The sequence below is a fragment of the Bacillus sp. LM 4-2 genome (assembly GCF_000978495.1).
In the GTDB taxonomy this organism is placed as follows: Bacteria; Bacillota; Bacilli; order Bacillales; family Bacillaceae; genus Bacillus; species Bacillus subtilis.
On sequence record NZ_CP011101.1, the window covers coordinates 1,396,182 to 1,412,643 of the forward strand.

Below are 16,462 nucleotides of genomic sequence, written 5' to 3' on the forward strand. Positions count from 1 at the left end.
TTTTGTAGAAATATTGAGGGATAGGTTTTGAAGAAGGAGTGTACATGCATGGAAACTCTTGGTGTCCAGACAAACTCGGAGCTGCGAGAGGAACTGAATCGCCTCAAAGAAGAAAACGCGCGACTGAAAAAGGAATTGAATCAGCATCAAGTGATTGTCAACAATACGCTCGATGCTATTTTTATTTGTGATAACGAAATGCGGATTGTTCAGGCAAATGAAGCAACAGAAAGGATGCTTCAAGTTGACTCGGAAGATTTGAAAAAGCGTTCTGTTTTGGATTTTTTGTTTTCAATTCCAAAGGATGAACTGAATCTTTCCGTAAAGAAGTTTTTTAAAAAAGGCTTTCTGTGGAAGGAGGTTCCGATCAGGCTTGATTGCGGGGCAACAAAATACATAGAGTTTCTGGCCAAAAGAGGTATTGGCGAGGATTTCTTTTTTGTTGTCATGAGGGACATATCTTCTAAGAAGATTCTGGAGCGGGAATTCTCTATGAATGAACAGCTTTTTAAGGACTTGTTTGACAGAGCAGTTGACGGAATCGTCCTGTTTGATAAAGATGGCGGTTTTATTGATGCCAATTTGTCCTTTTGTAAAAGCTTTGAAATCAATCATAATGAGCTGTCTCATTTATCTTTGTATGAGTTCATAGACAGCGGCTCACGAAAAGATTTCGACAATATCTGGAAGGCGCTCAACCGCAAGGGAAAAGCGAAGGGGGAGCTGCCTGTCAAGCTTCGTTCAGGAGTTCAAAAACTATTTGAATTCACGATTACATCAAACATCATCAGCGGTTTTTATATGTCCATTATGAGGGATATCACAGAGAAGCGGTCTATGGAGCTACAGCTCTTTAAAAGTGAGGAGCGCTTCAGAGAAATCTTTGAAAATGCAATGGACGCCATCATCATCTGGTCGAATGACGGAAGAATCGTAAAAGCGAATCAATCAGCCTGTAAAATTTTTGAGCTGCCGATGAATTTGCTGTTGAAAAGAAAGCTGTGTGATTTTCTCGTTGACTCGCAGCAGAAATACAGCATAACGAAGAGGAAATACGCAAAATACGGAGAGATCAGAGAAGAGCTGCTGTTTCAAATGGGGAACGGCCAATTCAAAGAGCTTGAATTTACTTCAAAACGGACAATCCTTGAAAATCAGCATTTGACGATCTTAAGAAATGTAAGCGACAGAAAGCGGATGGAAAAGGAGCTTCGGGAAAGCGAGCTGAAATTCAGAAAAGTGTTCAACGGCTCAATGGACGGCAATGTATTGTTCGACAATCAATACAGGATCATTGACGCCAACCCGTTAGCAAGCCATATTTTGGGACTGTCACATGAAGAGATAAAACAGCACAGCTTGTTAGATATTATTTCTGCTTATGAAATAGAAAATCTGGCATCACCGGCAAGGCAGATTAATTTTGATGAAATGGACAACGAAATTCCATTTTTGCTGAGCAGCGGTGATAACAGAAAACTCGAATTCTCATTTAAACGGAATATTATTCAAAATATGAACTTGGCTATCTTTAAAGACGTAACAGAGCGAAAAGAATTGGAGGAACGCCTGCGCAAATCAGATACCCTTCATGTTGTCGGCGAACTCGCAGCCGGCATTGCTCATGAAATCAGAAATCCGATGACTGCTCTTAAAGGCTTCATTCAGCTTCTGAAAGGGAGTGTCGAGGGAGACTACGCCCTTTACTTCAACGTGATCACCTCAGAACTAAAGCGCATCGAATCCATCATCACCGAATTCTTGATTTTAGCTAAGCCCCAGGCCATTATGTATGAGGAAAAACATGTTACCCAAATTATGAGGGACACGATAGACCTTCTAAATGCGCAAGCCAATCTCAGCAATGTACAAATGCAACTTGATTTAATTGACGACATTCCCCCGATTTACTGTGAACCGAATCAGCTGAAACAGGTTTTTATCAATATATTAAAAAACGCCATCGAAGTGATGCCTGACGGCGGAAATATTTTTGTAACGATAAAGGCATTGGATCAAGATCATGTTCTAATCTCCTTAAAAGACGAGGGAATCGGAATGACAGAAGATAAATTAAAGCGACTTGGTGAACCGTTTTATACGACAAAGGAACGGGGAACTGGACTTGGGCTTATGGTAAGCTATAAAATTATTGAAGAACATCAAGGCGAAATTATGGTAGAAAGTGAAGAAGGGAAGGGCACCGTTTTCCATATTACGCTTCCTGTCAGACAGAATGCTGAAGAAAGAAGGAATGATGAATGAACTACTATACGACAGCCGAAACGCCGCTCGGTGAACTTATCATTGCCGAAGAGGATGACCGGATCACTCGTCTATTTCTCAGTCAGGAAGATTGGGTGGATTGGAAAGAAACGGTTCAGAATACTGAGCACAAGGAAACATCTAATCTTGCAGAAGCGAAACAACAGCTTCAAGAATATTTCGCAGGCGAAAGGAAGACATTCTCCCTGCCGCTCAGCCAAAAGGGCACTCCTTTTCAGCAAAAAGTGTGGAAGGCGCTGGAGAGGATTCCATATGGTGAATCCCGAAGCTATGCAGATATTGCCGCTGCGGTCGGCAGTCCGAAAGCGGTGCGCGCTGTCGGACAGGCTAATAAACGTAACGACCTGCCGATTTTTGTCCCGTGCCACAGAGTGATCGGCAAAAACAGTGCGTTAACAGGATACGCCGGAAGCAAAACGGAGATCAAAGCATTTTTGCTAAACATCGAGCGAATCTCCTATAAAGAAAAATAAAACATATGGCACGTTCCCTTTTTTTCACGGCCGACATATCATTTTATTAAGTTAAAAAAGTTGGTCTGGTGAAAAAGGAGGACAAAGCAATTGAAGCCGAGCCGCTCTGAGAAACTTGCTGTTTTTGCCGAACTGTTTGTGAAACTGCATATCTTATCAAGCGCTCAAAAAGATGAAATCATCAATGTTAACAAAAAGAAACAAAAAAACCGCTGACTCGGCTCCAAATGAGCAAAGTCCAGCGGTTTTTTAATGCACCTTTTCTCCTCTAAACAGCTGCTCAATCTCTTCTTCATAGTTTCCGGTCATAATCCCTTTTTCTGTGATGATTCCTGAAATGAGATCATGAGGTGTAATGTCGAAAGCGGGATTAAAGACAGGCACATTGGATGGAGCGGTCCGAACTCCGGAAATCTGCCTGACTTCCTCGGGATCTCGTTCCTCTATCGGGATATCAGCGCCGCATTTGACCTTTGTATCAAATGTAGATAAAGGTGCAGCGACAAAAAACGGAATATCAAAGGCGTTTGCTAAAATAGCAAGACCGTATGTGCCGATTTTATTTGCCGTATCACCGTTCTTTGCAATTCGGTCGGCTCCGACGATAACAGCGGAAATTTGTTTTTCCTTCATCGTATGGGCAGCCATGCTGTCTGTGATCAGAGTGACATCAATGCCCCCCTGCATCAGCTCCCAAGCAGTAAGGCGTGAACCTTGCAGGACAGGCCTTGTTTCACAGGCATAAATGTGTAATCCCAAATCTTTTTGTTTGGCCAAGTAAAACGGAGCTAGCGCCGTTCCATAGCGGCTTGTCGCGATTGAGCCGGCATTGCAGATTGTCATGATCCTGTCGCCTTTTTTGAAAAGCTGCAGGGCGTTTTGGCCGATCAACCGGCACGTTTCCTCATCCTCAACCTGAATCTGAATGGCTTCATGGACAAGGTTTGTTTTTGCTTCATTTACGGAAATCGCGTTTGCGACCGAATGACTCAGTCTCTCAAGCGCCCATGACAAATTAATGGCGGTAGGCCGTGAGCTGTTTAAATATTGTTTGATGTCTTCCAGTCTGCGGCGGAATTCCGTGACATTATCTGTTTCAATGTTTTTGGCAGCAAGCGCCAGTCCGAAGGCAGCCGTAATGCCGATCGCCGGAGCGCCCCTTACTTTGAGCGTGACAATCGCATCAAATACATCCTCTTTCGTCGTCAGCTCCAAATATTCCGTCTCATCAGGAAGCTTTTGCTGATTTAAAATGGTAATAGCTGTTTCTTTCCATTCAACAGAACGTGGAACAGCAAATGAATGGGTCATGAATAGATCATTCCTTTACAAGTAACTTAAATAATTCAATAACATCTGTTATCGTTTTGAATTCCGAACGTTTTTCGATAAAGGCTGTGCCGGTTTCGAGCGCCAAGCGTTTTCTGCCGATTCGTTTATCAAACGGCACGATCGTATCCAGGTCAGCTACATGGGCAAGGCCGATCGTGCGTCGTATCAGCTCACAGCCCGCAAATCCGATTGCTTCTTCAAAAATATGGCTGAGCGTATCAGTGAGGTAACCGTCGATGTTGGCGTAAACATCCAGACTGTCCTTCTGCCAGGATTCACTAAACGTCTCTTCAAACGTTTCCCAGACCTTTTTGACATGTTCATATAACGGCTCTCTGTCAGCCCCGTCACGGCTGAGTGCGTTCAAAAATAAGTTGGCGATAAATTGCCCTACATCAAAGCCGATCGGTCCGTAAAAAGCAAACTCAGGATCAATCACCTTTGTTTCGTGCTCACTTGCGAAAATGCTTCCTGTATGCAAATCACCATGAATCAACGTTTCTGCAGACGTTAAAAATGACTTTTTCAGCTTAGCGGCTTCGATTTTAACGCTGTCATTATTCCAAAGCTTTTCGACAAAAGGACGAAGCTCTTCTTCAAAATCATTTGTGTCATGGTCGAAGAAAGGATCTGTAAAAACAAGTCTTTCCGTAATGTCGCATAGCTCTGGATTTGTAAACTGTTTAACAAGCTGTTTTTTCACCTTAGGTTCAAGCGCGTAATCTGATGAGTAGAAAAGTGTTTTTCCTAAAAATTCACCGATGTGCTGCGACAGATGAGGATAGTTTTCACCCTCAATGAGTCCTTTTCTTGCGATCTTGAGGTGAGAGAGATCCTCCATGACGGTAACCGCCATTTCCGTATCAGAATAAAACACTCTTGGAACCAGGTGAGGCACATGCTCGCCCTGACGGATGAGAGCGCTGCTTTCGATTCTTGCACGGTCGATTGTCAGCGGCCAGCTTTCTCCCACCACTTTTGCATACGGAACCGCCTGTTTAATGATCAATGCTCTGTCATGTTCTTGATCATAAATATGAAAAACGTAATTTAAGTTGCCGTCTCCGATCTCCTGGCATGTCAGCGTGCTTTTGCTTGGAAATAGGCCAAGCTTCACCGCCAACGCCACAGCGGAGCTTTCATTTAATGTTTCGTATAAAGGTGTTTTTGTGACTCCCATCATCATAACCTCCAATTATGTAATCACTTAATATGTGGCCGTAAAAAAGCCTCCTTCTCAGAGAGAAGGAGGCTTAACATCTATGTCCGCCTCTCTTATCTCTCAGATCAGATCTGAATGGAATTAGCACCGTGCCTTAAGAGACCAGCGTCTCGGCGCGAAAAAGATGCGCCCCATTTCACAATGGAATTACGGTCGGTTGCTGTTGGGGTCAAAAGGCCAAATCCCTCGCCCAACTCTCGATAAGAGAATATATTCACTTGTTTGACAATTCTAATTTATCAGTTGATGAACATGGTAACAGGTAATTTAGTTAGTTGTCAATATATTTTTTAATATAAATCTTTTCTGATATCATCGAAAACAGGAATGCTCTCCCGAACTTCTGCGCTTTCTTGAAGGTCGATTTCCGCTCGGACTATGCCTTCTTCCCGTCCGCCTTCAGCAAGTACACGCCCCCATGGATCAATAATCAGGCTATGTCCTGCAAATTCATTATCCGGATTTGAACCGGTACAATTGCAGGCTGCGACAAAGCATTGGTTTTCAATGGCCCGCGCAATAAGCAGGCTTTTCCAATGATCAAGGCGGGGAAGAGGCCATTCCGCAGAAATAAACAGCACGTTGGCGCCTTTTGTCGTATGTTTTCTGATCCATTCCGGAAAACGGATATCGTAACAGATCAATCCTGAGCTTTTGACGCCGTCAAGCTCAAAGTATCCGTCTTCGGAACCGGCTGATAAATACAGATGCTCATCCATCAGCTGAAAAAGATGGGCTTTTCTGTACTCTTTAATGATTTGCCCTTTCTTATCCGCGATGTACATTGTATTATAAACATCAGAATTCTTCCTGACAGCGACCGATCCGGCGACAATATGAACACCATGTTTTTTTGCCGTTTTCTTCAGCCAGCTCTGAGCGGATCGGCCGTCTTCATCAGCGAGTTCATCAAGATTGGCCAGATCATATCCGGTCGTCCATAATTCAGGCAGAACAAGAACATCAGCATGTTTGCTTTCTTTTTCGATGAAAAATTCAGCTTTTTTTATATTTTCCGAAGGTTTGCCGTATGAAATATCAAATTGAAGACAAGATATCGTCCATTTCATCTTTTTAACACCCCAAATTTTTCTTTACTTTTTTCATTTAACCATATATGATGATGGACTATCATTTCAAGATTTTTTTAGAAGGTGAGAATAGATGAAATTTGAACAGTCTCATGTATTGAAGGAATTGCCTAAACAATTCTTCGCTTCTCTGGTGCAGAAAGTGAACCGAAAGCTCGCAGAAGGACATGACGTTATCAATCTAGGACAGGGAAATCCAGATCAGCCGACTCCTGAACATATTGTCGAGGAGATGAAACGAGCTGTTGCTGATCCTGAGAATCATAAATATTCGTCTTTTCGCGGCTCATACAGTCTGAAGTCAGCGGCTGCTGCATTTTACAAAAGAGAGTACGGCATTGATCTGGATCCGGAAACCGAAGTCGCTGTATTATTCGGCGGAAAAGCCGGTCTTGTCGAGCTCCCGCAATGCTTGTTGAATCCCGGTGATACGATCTTAGTTCCCGATCCGGGTTATCCAGATTACTGGTCGGGTGTCACACTTGCAAAAGCAAAGATGGAAATGATGCCGCTCGTAAAGGACAGGGCGTTTCTCCCTGATTACAGCAGCATAACCGCTGAAGTAAGGGAACAGGCGAAATTGATGTATTTGAATTATCCGAATAATCCGACCGGAGCTGTTGCTACTTCTGAGTTCTTTGAAGACACCGTGCGTTTTGCGACTGAAAATGGAATCTGCGTCGTTCACGATTTTGCTTACGGCGCTGTAGGATTTGACGGCTGCAAGCCTTTAAGCTTTTTGCAGACTGAAGGTGCGAAGGATATCGGAATTGAAATTTACACGCTGTCAAAAACGTATAATATGGCAGGATGGCGGGTTGGCTTTGCCGTCGGAAACGCTTCGGTCATTGAAGCGATCAATCTTTATCAAGACCATATGTTTGTCAGTCTTTTCAGAGCGACTCAGGAGGCTGCAGCAGAGGCACTGTTAGCCGATCAGACGTGTGTGGCAGAGCAAAATGCCAGATATGAGAGCAGGCGAAACGCTTGGATCACGGCATGCCGGGAAATCGGCTGGGATGTAACAGCTCCCGCAGGTTCTTTTTTTGCATGGCTGCCTGTGCCTGAAGGCTATACTTCTGAGCAGTTCTCAGATCTTTTGCTGGAAAAAGCGAATGTGGCGGTTGCGGCTGGAAACGGCTTCGGTGAATATGGCGAGGGCTACGTCAGAGTCGGACTTTTAACAAGTGAAGAAAGACTTAAGGAAGCCGCTTATCGAATTGGCAAACTGAACCTGTTTACCCAAAAAAGCATTGACAAGACCTTATAACGATGGGATAATTCAAAATAATTTATAAAATCTATATTTTCTTATCAAGAGCAGGCAGAGGGACGAGCCCGATGAAGCCCGGCAACCGACTTATAAAGCACGGTGCTAATTCTTGCAGCTAGCGGCTGAGAGATAAGATTCGGACGAGAAACGAAACCTCTTTAGACGCGATTGCAGTTTGAAGAGGTTTTTTGATATGGATGAAAATGAAAGGAGCTCTGGCATGAGTGAGTTATTAGCGACATATCTCCTGACCGAACCGGGAGCCGATACAGAGAAGAAAGCAGAACAAATCGCAACAGGATTGACAGTAGGCTCCTGGACTGATCTGCCCCTTGTAAAACAGGAGCAAATGCAAAAGCACAAGGGGCGGGTGATAAAAGTTGAGGAGAGAGAGGGAACTCCTGCATCAGAAAAACAAGCGGTCATCACAATTGCCTATCCTGAAATCAATTTCTCTCAGGATATTCCGGCTTTGCTGACAACAGTGTTTGGCAAGCTGTCCCTGGACGGAAAAATCAAATTGATCGATCTTCACTTCTCTGAAGCATTTAAGCGTGCACTGCCGGGACCGAAGTTTGGCGTATACGGCATCCGGAAGCTGCTGGGAGAGTTTGAGAGACCGCTGTTAATGAGCATATTTAAAGGCGTAATCGGAAGGGACCTGAGTGATATTAAAGAACAGCTCCGGCAGCAGGCGCTTGGCGGAGTTGACTTGATTAAAGACGATGAAATTTTCTTTGAGACAGGTCTAGCGCCTTTTGAAACAAGAATTGCAGAAGGAAAGCAAATATTGAAAGAAACGTATGAGCAAACCGGACATAAAACGCTGTATGCGGTGAATTTGACCGGACGTACGGCTGATCTGAAAGACAAAGCTAGACGCGCCGCCGAGTTGGGAGCGGATGCGCTTTTGTTTAATGTCTTTGCTTACGGCTTGGACGTTATGCAAGGCCTTGCAGAAGATCCTGAAATCCCAGTTCCGATTATGGCGCATCCAGCAGTGAGCGGAGCGTTTACGTCTTCTCCGATTTACGGTTTTTCTCACGCTCTTTTACTAGGAAAATTAAACCGATATTGCGGTGCTGACTTCAGCCTCTTTCCGTCTCCATATGGTTCGGTTGCGCTTCCAAGAGCAGATGCACTGGCGATTCATGAAGAATGTGTGAGAGAGGATGCTTTTAACCAAACATTTGCGGTTCCGTCAGCAGGCATTCATCCCGGCATGGTTCAGCTATTAATGCGTGATTTCGGCATAGACCACATTATTAACGCCGGAGGAGGCGTACATGGACATCCGAACGGTGCCCAAGGCGGGGGGCGAGCGTTCAGAGCCATTATTGATGCGGTCCTAGAGGCCCAGCCGATTGATGAAAAAGCCGAACAATGCAAGGATCTTAAGCTTGCGCTAGATAAATGGGGAAAGGTTGAAGCCGTATGACGACTCGAAAACCTTTTATTATTTGTGATTTTGACGGAACCATCACGATGAACGACAACATTATAAATATCATGAAAACATTTGCTCCCCCAGAGTGGGTGGCATTAAAAGACGGCGTACTTTCCAAAACGCTGTCGATCAAGGAAGGTGTCGGGCGGATGTTCGGCCTTCTGCCCAGCCGTTTAAAAGAAGAGATTACAAGTTTTGTATTAGAAGATGCAAAAATCAGGGAAGGCTTTCGGGAATTTGTAGCATTTATCAATGAGCACGAGATTCCGTTTTATGTTATAAGCGGTGGAATGGACTTTTTTGTATATCCTTTGCTTGAAGGCATTGTGGAGAAAGACCGCATTTATTGCAACCATGCTTCATTTGACAATGACTATATCCATATTGACTGGCCTCATTCCTGCAAGGGCACATGCAGCAATCAATGCGGGTGCTGTAAGCCGTCGGTCATCCATGAACTTTCTGAACCGAACCAATATATCATCATGATCGGTGATTCGGTTACAGATGTGGAGGCAGCAAAGCTGTCTGACCTATGCTTTGCAAGGGATTATTTATTAAACGAATGCCGGGAGCAAAACCTCAATCATCTTCCGTATCAAGATTTTTATGAGATAACAAAGGAAATTGAGAATGTAAAGGAGGTACAGGAATGGCTGCAAAACAAGAACGCTGGCGAGAGCTCGCTGAAGTAAAACGGGAATTGGCAGAGAGAGATTGGTTTCCGGCGACTAGCGGTAATCTGTCAATTAAGGTTACAGATGAGCCTTTAACATTTCTCGTCACTGCAAGCGGAAAAGATAAACGCAAAGAGACGGTTGAAGATTTTCTGCTGGTCGATCAAAACGGAGAGCCTGCTGAAAGCGGGCATTCTCTGAAACCGTCAGCAGAAACGCTTTTGCATACACATTTGTACAATAAAACCAATGCCGGGTGCTGCCTGCATGTCCATACGGTAAACAATAATGTGATTTCAGAGTTATACGGAGACCAAAAGAAAATCACATTCAAAGGCCAGGAAATTATAAAAGCACTCGGCTTGTGGGAAGAGAACGCAGAAGTGACCGTTCCGATTATAGAAAATCCGGCACATATCCCGACGCTTGCGGCACTGTTTGCGGAAGAGATTTCAGAAGATTCAGGAGCTGTTCTGATCCGAAATCATGGTATTACGGCTTGGGGGAAAACAGCATTTGAGGCAAAAAGAGTGCTTGAAGCGTATGAATTTTTGTTCAGCTACCATTTGAAATTGAAAACACTCCAGCATCAGCTGGTTAAATAAAAGGAGGAATTGAAATGGCTACAATTCGAATTCATGATGAGGCAAATACAACGATTGAAAATCAAGAGGAAGTGGCAAGCTTTCTGGACAGTCAAGAGGTTATTTATGAGCAATGGGATATCACGAAGCTTCCGGAACATCTCTCAGAGAAATATGACCTGACAGAAGAAGAAAAACAGCAAATTCTTGATACCTTCGAAACTGAAATTAAAGATATCTCAACCCGCCGCGGCTATAAAGCACAGGATGTTATTTCATTGTCAGACAGCAATCCGAAACTTGATGAACTGCTTGAAAACTTTAAAAGAGAGCATCACCATACAGACGATGAGGTTCGTTTTATTGTAAGCGGACACGGTATTTTTGTCATTCAAGGCAAGGACGGCACGTTTTTTGATGTCCGTTTAAACCCTGGAGATTTAATCTCTGTGCCTGAGAATATCCGCCATTACTTCACGCTTCAGGAGGACCGCAAAGTTGTCGCGGTGAGAATTTTTGTCACAACTGAAGGCTGGGTTCCGATTTATGAAAAAGACAGCGTGAATCAATAAGCATGAGAAAGCCCCGTTCATCGAACGGGGCTTTTTATATTTATTGCAAACGCCACTTTTCATACTGTGACAGTTCTTTTTTAATCAGTGTCCAAATCAAACCTAAAACAGCTGCATCGTCAATGAATCCAAGACCGAGGATTACGTCTGGAATGATATCGAGCGGCATGACGATATACAGAATTGCGGCAGTTAACAGCAAAAGTGTTTTAACCTGTGAACGAGGGTAGTCGCCATTTCGCCAATCGCGAAGCATCTGAAAAAAAATAGTGATGTGCTGAATACATTTTTTTCGGTTTTTCCTCTTCAAAATTGCTTTTCCGCCTGCCGCTCCGAGCATAATTGCTTTCTTTTTCTTCATTGGGCATTCCTCCTGCCTGGCGGCGTGTTTAAGATATTCTTCACCTGGGTATTGTTCTTCTAATCCTATCAATATATCTATTATACCTGAAAAATTAACTTATTTAATGAAAATATGTTTACAAATAAAGTATAATCTGTAATAATGCACAATAACCCAATCAAACTTGTTTCCTATTTCTTAGCGGCGAGGGGTGAAGTGAATGGGCGGTTCTTCTGAACAAGAAAGATTGTTGGTGTCTATTGATGAAAAAAGAAAGTTAATGATAGATGCCGCTAGAAAGCAGGGATTTACAGGGCATGACACGATCAGGCACAGTCAGGAGCTGGATTGTTTAATAAATGAATATCACCAGCTTATGCAAGAAAACGAACATTCCCAAGGGATTCAAGGCCTTGTAAAGAAATTAGGCTTGTGGCCCCGCAGAGATGTTATGCCAGCATATGATGCAAATAAATAGCGGCCTATCAGATGCATATATAAAGAGAGAGCTTTTCGGAAGCGCTCTTTTTTTCTGGAAAAAATTCATATGAAAGAGGGAACTAATGAAAGAACTGGCGATTCTCATTACCGAAATGGTCAATCAATTTCATGATGCTTTTATTTCCTTATGCGGAATATTTGGCATTCATTTAACTGACAAAGAAATGCATTTTTGGGTGATCGGCATTTTTGGCATATTCTTTTTCGGCGTCACTCACGCTGTGTTTACATGGCTTTCTAAATGGAGTATGACAGCCTTGTCCTTTATCTATACCGTTACAGTCATCATTGTCATCGTATTTGCGATTGAGATTCAGCAAAAGGTGACGGGGAGAGGGAATATGGAGTTTTTAGATGCCACGGAAGGTATAAAGGGTTTTTTAGTATTTTTTATGTTTTTTTTACTTTTGAAAATGCTGTTGCGTTTCATCAAAGTCCTTTTTTCTGGAAGACCAGCAAGCAAATCGAATGGCAATGCCCGATCACGAAGATAAAAAACCCTCCTGACATGGTCAGGGGGGCTATGAAGCGGATACAGGGAGGGTGATTGTCACCTCTGTGCCTCTTCGAACTTCACTTTCAATATGAATAGAGCCTCCGTACATCAGTACGATCCGTTTACAAACAACAAGGCCGAGCCCGGTTCCTTTTTCTTTAGAAGTAACAAAGGGGAGGAAAATGTGATCCAGCATTTCCTGAGAAATCCCTTCACCGTTATCCACAACTTTGATTATGGCTTTTTTATCTAAAGCTCCCAGGGAGATCGTCAGTTTGCCTCCTTCAGGCATTGACTCGAGGCCATTTTTTGCTACATTTAAAATCACTTGTTTAATATGATCTTTTGTACATTTTACGAGTAAGGGCTGCTCGGTTAAATACTGTAATTCGACTTCAACATTGTATAGATTGCCCTCAGAATAAATGATCGGCATAATTTCTCCGATAATGTCCTGAAGTGAGTTCAGCTCCCATTTTTCAGCTGTCGGCTTGCCGAGAACAAGAAACTCACTCACTATTTGATTGATGCGCTTTATCTCCTGTTCGATAATGGAGAAGTAAAGCTGATCTTCCTCACCTTTATATTTCTTTTGCAACAGCTGAATAAAGCCGCTTATGCCGGTGAGGGGGTTACGGATTTCATGAGCTGTGCTGGCAGCAAGCGTCCCGATTAGCTCTAATTTTTGCGCCTCATTTTCTGAGCGCTCCAGCTGGGTCTGCCGCTTCAGCAAATAATACAGCACGAGAATAAAAAGGATATTCAGCAGAACAATAATACATGAAAGCGGAAGCACAAGGCTTTTCGACAGTTCTTCTATTGTGACCGGGTTCGGATAGACTTTCATATTCCAGCTGATATCATCCAGATATCCGCTGACAGGTTTCTGATCCTCTGCATGAGAGGCTTGTCCGCTCGCAAAAATCATTTTCCCGTCTTGGTTCACAACTTCAATATAAACATCAGGGCTTAGTAAGTTAATGAGATTTTTCAAATAATCAATTTGAATAGCTGCGACAAGATAATCTGTCACATTACGTTTTGAGTCCAAAACAGGCACACAAATTGTGAAAATTGGCTGACCAGTAATTCTGCTCGAATAACTATCTGAAATGACTGTCTTTTTAGTTTCCTTTGCTTTTGTAAAAAAAGATCTGTCGGCCAGGTTTACTTTCGTTTTTAATTCGGTTGTGCTTGCGGTGACGTCTCCTTTGGCATTGAGAAAATAGAGACCGGAAAATCTCGGCTCTGAATCAAAGGTCTTTTCCAAAATTGATTGCATTTTCTTTATATCAACCGGTCTGTCGATGGCGATGGACAAGGAGGTCATTCTCGCCATTGTTTCTCCGATTAAATAATTGATTTTGTTGCGGTGAAGGTTTAGCAGGACACTTGCTTCTTGTTTATGTTCTGCAGCTATTGTATCTTTTTCTTTTTCATATACGAAAAAGCTGATGACGATTGCCGGAATCACGACCAGTATGATATAAAGTTTGACTCTCCCGCAGGCGCCTTTTAGTATTTTCAATTTGCATCGCTCCAACATACACCTGATTAGAGGTATTATATCATTGTTTCTTCTTCTTTAATAAGAAAAAATAACCAAAAAAATTAGAAAAAGGTGTTGGCAAGCTTACATTTTAAAAAAGAAGAGAAATATTGGAAAGATTTTTATTGACATTTTGGTCTTTGTTTATTAATGTTTCTCTGTAACGGTTTCTAAAAGGATGATTGAGACATGACAGAAAAATCACTGAAGTTATTTATCGTGCTGTCGCGCGCGTATCGGTCTATTAACGATCATATGAATAAGCATATTCATAAGCATGGGCTGAATCCGACTGAATTTGCTGTGCTAGAGCTTTTGTACCATAAAGGCGATCAGCCGCTGCAGCAGATAGGAGATAAAATTCTCTTGGCTAGCGGGAGCATCACATACGTTGTAGATAAGCTGGAGCAAAAAGAACTTCTCATTCGGAAAGCGTCTCCTACAGACAGACGAGTGACATTTGCGCAAATTACTGAAAAAGGCATCGGTCTTTTGAATGATATTTTCCCTGATCACGCTGCTGAAATTGATGAAATGATCAGCGTATTAAGCGAAGAAGAGGTAGAGATGTGCACCGAAATGTTAAAAAGAGTAGGATTAAACGCAAAACAGTTTCATAATAAGTAAAAAAAGGAAGCCTGATATGTCACAAGGCTTCCTTTTTTGCTATTTTTCATTTGTTTCCGCTGCGCCTCTTGGCAAAATGAGAACTTCAACCCGCCGGTTTTTGCTTCGGCCTTCCGCAGTTTTGTTGGAAGCCACCGGTTTATACTCGCCATAACCCTTGGCGCTGAACACTTTTGCATCGAGCTTGGGGTTTTCAATCAGGAGCCCCATAAAGTTTACCGCTCTCATGACGCTTAAATGCCAGTTTGATTGGAATTCAGAATTTTTAATTGGCATATTATCAGTATGTCCGCTGATAATGATATTTCTTGGCGGGTTAATCACAAGAAGATTTGAAATCTCTTTTGCAAGCGGCACATCTTCCTTACGGATGGTCGCTTTTCCAGAATCAAAGAAGATGCTGTCTTTAATCGTAATCAGAAGGCCTTCACTAGTCATCTTCGTCTCCAGCTGATGTTCCAGCTTTTTATCTTTGATGAACTTTTCCACCTGGCTCTTCACATTTTCAAGTTCTTCTTGATCAGCTGCTTTTTCTTTTTCTTTCTTGTTTTTCTCTTTCTCTTCTTTTTCCTTTTTCACTTCATCGATGCCGTCTGACTCGTTTTCAGGAGGAGTGACACTGGAGTAGTCCAGTACACCGGTGCCGCCTGTAAAGACTTCATTAAATGATTTTGAGAGCATTTGAAACTTAGCTGCGTCAATCGAGCTGCTCGCGTACAGCACAATAAACAATGCCAGGAGAAGAGTAAGGATGTCGGCGTAAGGAACGAGCCATGATTCATCAACGTGCTCGTCCTCATGCTTCTTCTTCTTTTTTCTCGCCATTTTGCGCCTCTCCTTGTTCTGCAAATTTCAAGCGGTCCTTCGCAGGAAGATACATTAAAAGCTTTTGTTCGATGACTTTCGGTGCTTGTCCTTCTAAAACGGATAAAACACCTTCAATCATGACCTCACGCAGTTTTACTTCTTGTTTTGATTTTCGTTTTAATTTATTTGCGAAAGGATGCCATAACACATACCCTGTAAAGATACCGAGAAGTGTGGCAACAAAGGCGGCACTGATGGCGTGTCCAAGCTCATCTGTATTGTCCATATGAGAGAGAGCGGCAATTAGCCCGATTACAGCGCCGAGTACTCCAAGTGTCGGAGCGTACGTTCCTGCTTGTGTAAAAATAGCGGCTCCGGCTTGGTGTCTGTCCTCCATTGCTTCGACTTCCTCTGTCATAATATCTCTGATAAATTCTGCGCTTTGCCCGTCAACAGCCATGCTGAGCCCGTTTTTCAAGAAAGCATCATCTACATCCTCAATGCTTGCTTCTAAAGCAAGCAGACCTTCGCGGCGTGCAAGCTGAGCCCATTCAGAGAACATAGGAATGAGTTCCTCTATTGTGAGCTGTTTATTTTCCTTAAATAACACTCGAAACAACGCAGGCACTTTTTTAATTTCTTTTGTTGGGAACGCAATAACGACTGCTGAGATTGTCCCGGCGATAATAATTAAAATGGCAGCGGGGTTTGCAAGGGCGCTGAAACTGACGCCTTTCAGAACCATCCCGACGCTCAATGCCACAAAAGCAAGAATAATACCGATTAACGAAGTTTTATCCATAGTTTTTCACCAAATCCTTTTTTACTATCTTGTCTATGGTTAATATCGGTTTTGGTGCCCGGAACTTTAGGGACATTGTGAATTTGTTCATGAAATATTCAAGGAAGAGGCATAGAAGGGAGAAATAAACAAAAACGGGCTCTCCAAAATTGAAAAGCCCGGGTGTCTACTGAAATTATCAGCTTTCTTGCAAGCTGTCCTTCAGATGGTATTCATATAATAGTAGAAATACATATTCACTGTATATAAACATGTTCCATCCCTCCTTAAAAAAAGTGTAAAGGATGAAGGGAAGTAGCGCTTCAGGGGAAGGGACGGTATTTTCTAAGTCAAGAGTATGAAAGCATAAAAAAAGCGGCTTCCTAAAAGGAAACCGCTGA

Annotated in this window: 18 protein-coding genes and 2 riboswitches; of the genes, 11 read left to right on the plus strand and 7 right to left on the minus strand. The window is 42.8% G+C overall.

The features are described 5' to 3' along the window. Nucleotides 1-48: 48 nt before the first annotated feature. The 3 genes from kinE (at nt 49) to bslm_RS21290 (ending at nt 2,975) form a co-directional block, all read left to right on the plus strand. Nucleotides 49-2,265, plus strand: a complete 2,217-nt coding sequence (kinE, locus tag bslm_RS07120) for a sporulation two-component system sensor histidine kinase KinE (protein WP_003232504.1) — start codon at nt 49-51, stop codon at nt 2,263-2,265. Then, complete coding sequence (ogt, locus tag bslm_RS07125; protein ID WP_029726987.1) at nt 2,262-2,759, plus strand: methylated-DNA--protein-cysteine methyltransferase; 498 nt, start codon at nt 2,262-2,264, stop codon at nt 2,757-2,759. The genes kinE and ogt overlap by 4 nt, the downstream gene beginning before the upstream one ends. A 90-nt stretch (nt 2,760-2,849) precedes the next feature. Beyond that, on the plus strand, nt 2,850-2,975 hold the full coding sequence (locus bslm_RS21290; RefSeq protein ID WP_003232500.1) for a hypothetical protein: 126 nt from the start codon (nt 2,850-2,852) through the stop codon (nt 2,973-2,975). A gap of 33 nt (nt 2,976-3,008) precedes the next feature. Here the strand turns inward: bslm_RS21290 and mtnA are convergent, their stop codons facing one another. From mtnA to bslm_RS07140, 3 genes are all read right to left on the minus strand, one after another. Next, nucleotides 3,009-4,070: an S-methyl-5-thioribose-1-phosphate isomerase gene (gene mtnA / locus bslm_RS07130; protein WP_046380979.1), complete on the minus strand. Its 1,062-nt coding sequence runs from the start codon at nt 4,068-4,070 to the stop codon at nt 3,009-3,011. A gap of 7 nt (nt 4,071-4,077) precedes the next feature. Continuing rightward, a complete protein-coding gene (mtnK, locus tag bslm_RS07135) occupies nt 4,078-5,271 on the minus strand; it encodes an S-methyl-5-thioribose kinase (protein ID WP_029317711.1) in 1,194 nt (397 codons plus the stop codon). A gap of 92 nt (nt 5,272-5,363) precedes the next feature. Continuing rightward, a riboswitch (SAM riboswitch) is annotated at nt 5,364-5,520 on the minus strand. 83 nt (nt 5,521-5,603) lie between these two features. Further along, a complete protein-coding gene (locus bslm_RS07140) occupies nt 5,604-6,383 on the minus strand; it encodes a carbon-nitrogen family hydrolase (RefSeq protein ID WP_046380980.1) in 780 nt (259 codons plus the stop codon). A 94-nt stretch (nt 6,384-6,477) separates the two neighbouring features. Here bslm_RS07140 and mtnE point away from each other — a divergent pair, with 94 nt between their 5' ends. From mtnE to mtnD, 5 genes are all read left to right on the plus strand, one after another. Next, on the plus strand, nt 6,478-7,674 hold the full coding sequence (mtnE, locus tag bslm_RS07145; RefSeq protein WP_032721421.1) for a methionine-glutamine aminotransferase: 1,197 nt from the start codon (nt 6,478-6,480) through the stop codon (nt 7,672-7,674). A 38-nt stretch (nt 7,675-7,712) separates the two neighbouring features. Next, nucleotides 7,713-7,813: riboswitch (SAM riboswitch) on the plus strand. 84 nt (nt 7,814-7,897) lie between these two features. After that, nucleotides 7,898-9,115 (plus strand): 2,3-diketo-5-methylthiopentyl-1-phosphate enolase, encoded by a 1,218-nt coding sequence (mtnW, locus tag bslm_RS07150; protein ID WP_046381497.1) that lies wholly within the window; start codon nt 7,898-7,900, stop codon nt 9,113-9,115. Continuing rightward, nucleotides 9,112-9,819, plus strand: a complete 708-nt coding sequence (mtnX, locus tag bslm_RS07155) for a 2-hydroxy-3-keto-5-methylthiopentenyl-1-phosphate phosphatase (RefSeq protein WP_046380981.1) — start codon at nt 9,112-9,114, stop codon at nt 9,817-9,819. Before mtnW ends, mtnX begins: the two co-directional genes overlap by 4 nt. Continuing rightward, nucleotides 9,777-10,406: a methylthioribulose 1-phosphate dehydratase gene (locus bslm_RS07160; protein WP_003232485.1), complete on the plus strand. Its 630-nt coding sequence runs from the start codon at nt 9,777-9,779 to the stop codon at nt 10,404-10,406. Before mtnX ends, bslm_RS07160 begins: the two co-directional genes overlap by 43 nt. A gap of 14 nt (nt 10,407-10,420) precedes the next feature. Then, nucleotides 10,421-10,957: an acireductone dioxygenase gene (mtnD, locus tag bslm_RS07165; RefSeq protein WP_003232483.1), complete on the plus strand. Its 537-nt coding sequence runs from the start codon at nt 10,421-10,423 to the stop codon at nt 10,955-10,957. Nucleotides 10,958-10,997: 40 nt separating this feature from the next. On the opposite strand, the gene bslm_RS07170 is transcribed toward mtnD, so the two are convergent. Next, nucleotides 10,998-11,318: a YkvA family protein gene (locus tag bslm_RS07170; RefSeq protein ID WP_014479630.1), complete on the minus strand. Its 321-nt coding sequence runs from the start codon at nt 11,316-11,318 to the stop codon at nt 10,998-11,000. A 202-nt stretch (nt 11,319-11,520) separates the two neighbouring features. Between bslm_RS07170 and spo0E the strand changes: the two genes are divergently transcribed. Both spo0E and bslm_RS07180 read left to right on the plus strand, forming a co-directional pair. Beyond that, nucleotides 11,521-11,778 carry an aspartyl-phosphate phosphatase Spo0E gene (gene spo0E, locus bslm_RS07175; protein ID WP_003218598.1) on the plus strand — a complete coding sequence of 86 codons (258 nt, stop codon included), beginning with the start codon at nt 11,521-11,523 and terminating at the stop codon, nt 11,776-11,778. A gap of 85 nt (nt 11,779-11,863) precedes the next feature. Then, nucleotides 11,864-12,295, plus strand: coding sequence for a hypothetical protein (locus tag bslm_RS07180; RefSeq protein WP_029726990.1), 432 nt, complete (start codon nt 11,864-11,866; stop codon nt 12,293-12,295). A gap of 27 nt (nt 12,296-12,322) precedes the next feature. Here the strand turns inward: bslm_RS07180 and kinD are convergent, their stop codons facing one another. Further along, nucleotides 12,323-13,843: a sporulation kinase KinD gene (gene kinD / locus bslm_RS07185; RefSeq protein ID WP_015252216.1), complete on the minus strand. Its 1,521-nt coding sequence runs from the start codon at nt 13,841-13,843 to the stop codon at nt 12,323-12,325. Between the two features lie 192 nt (nt 13,844-14,035). Between kinD and mhqR the strand changes: the two genes are divergently transcribed. Then, nucleotides 14,036-14,473, plus strand: coding sequence for a MarR family transcriptional regulator MhqR (mhqR, locus tag bslm_RS07190; RefSeq protein WP_003232475.1), 438 nt, complete (start codon nt 14,036-14,038; stop codon nt 14,471-14,473). A gap of 39 nt (nt 14,474-14,512) precedes the next feature. Here mhqR and motB read toward each other — a convergent pair whose 3' ends face one another. Both motB and motA read right to left on the minus strand, forming a co-directional pair. Continuing rightward, nucleotides 14,513-15,298, minus strand: coding sequence for a flagellar motor protein MotB (motB, locus tag bslm_RS07195; RefSeq protein ID WP_003232473.1), 786 nt, complete (start codon nt 15,296-15,298; stop codon nt 14,513-14,515). Then, nucleotides 15,270-16,082 carry a flagellar motor stator protein MotA gene (gene motA, locus bslm_RS07200; RefSeq protein ID WP_003238984.1) on the minus strand — a complete coding sequence of 271 codons (813 nt, stop codon included), beginning with the start codon at nt 16,080-16,082 and terminating at the stop codon, nt 15,270-15,272. The genes motB and motA overlap by 29 nt, the downstream gene beginning before the upstream one ends. Nucleotides 16,083-16,462: the final 380 nt, after the last annotated feature.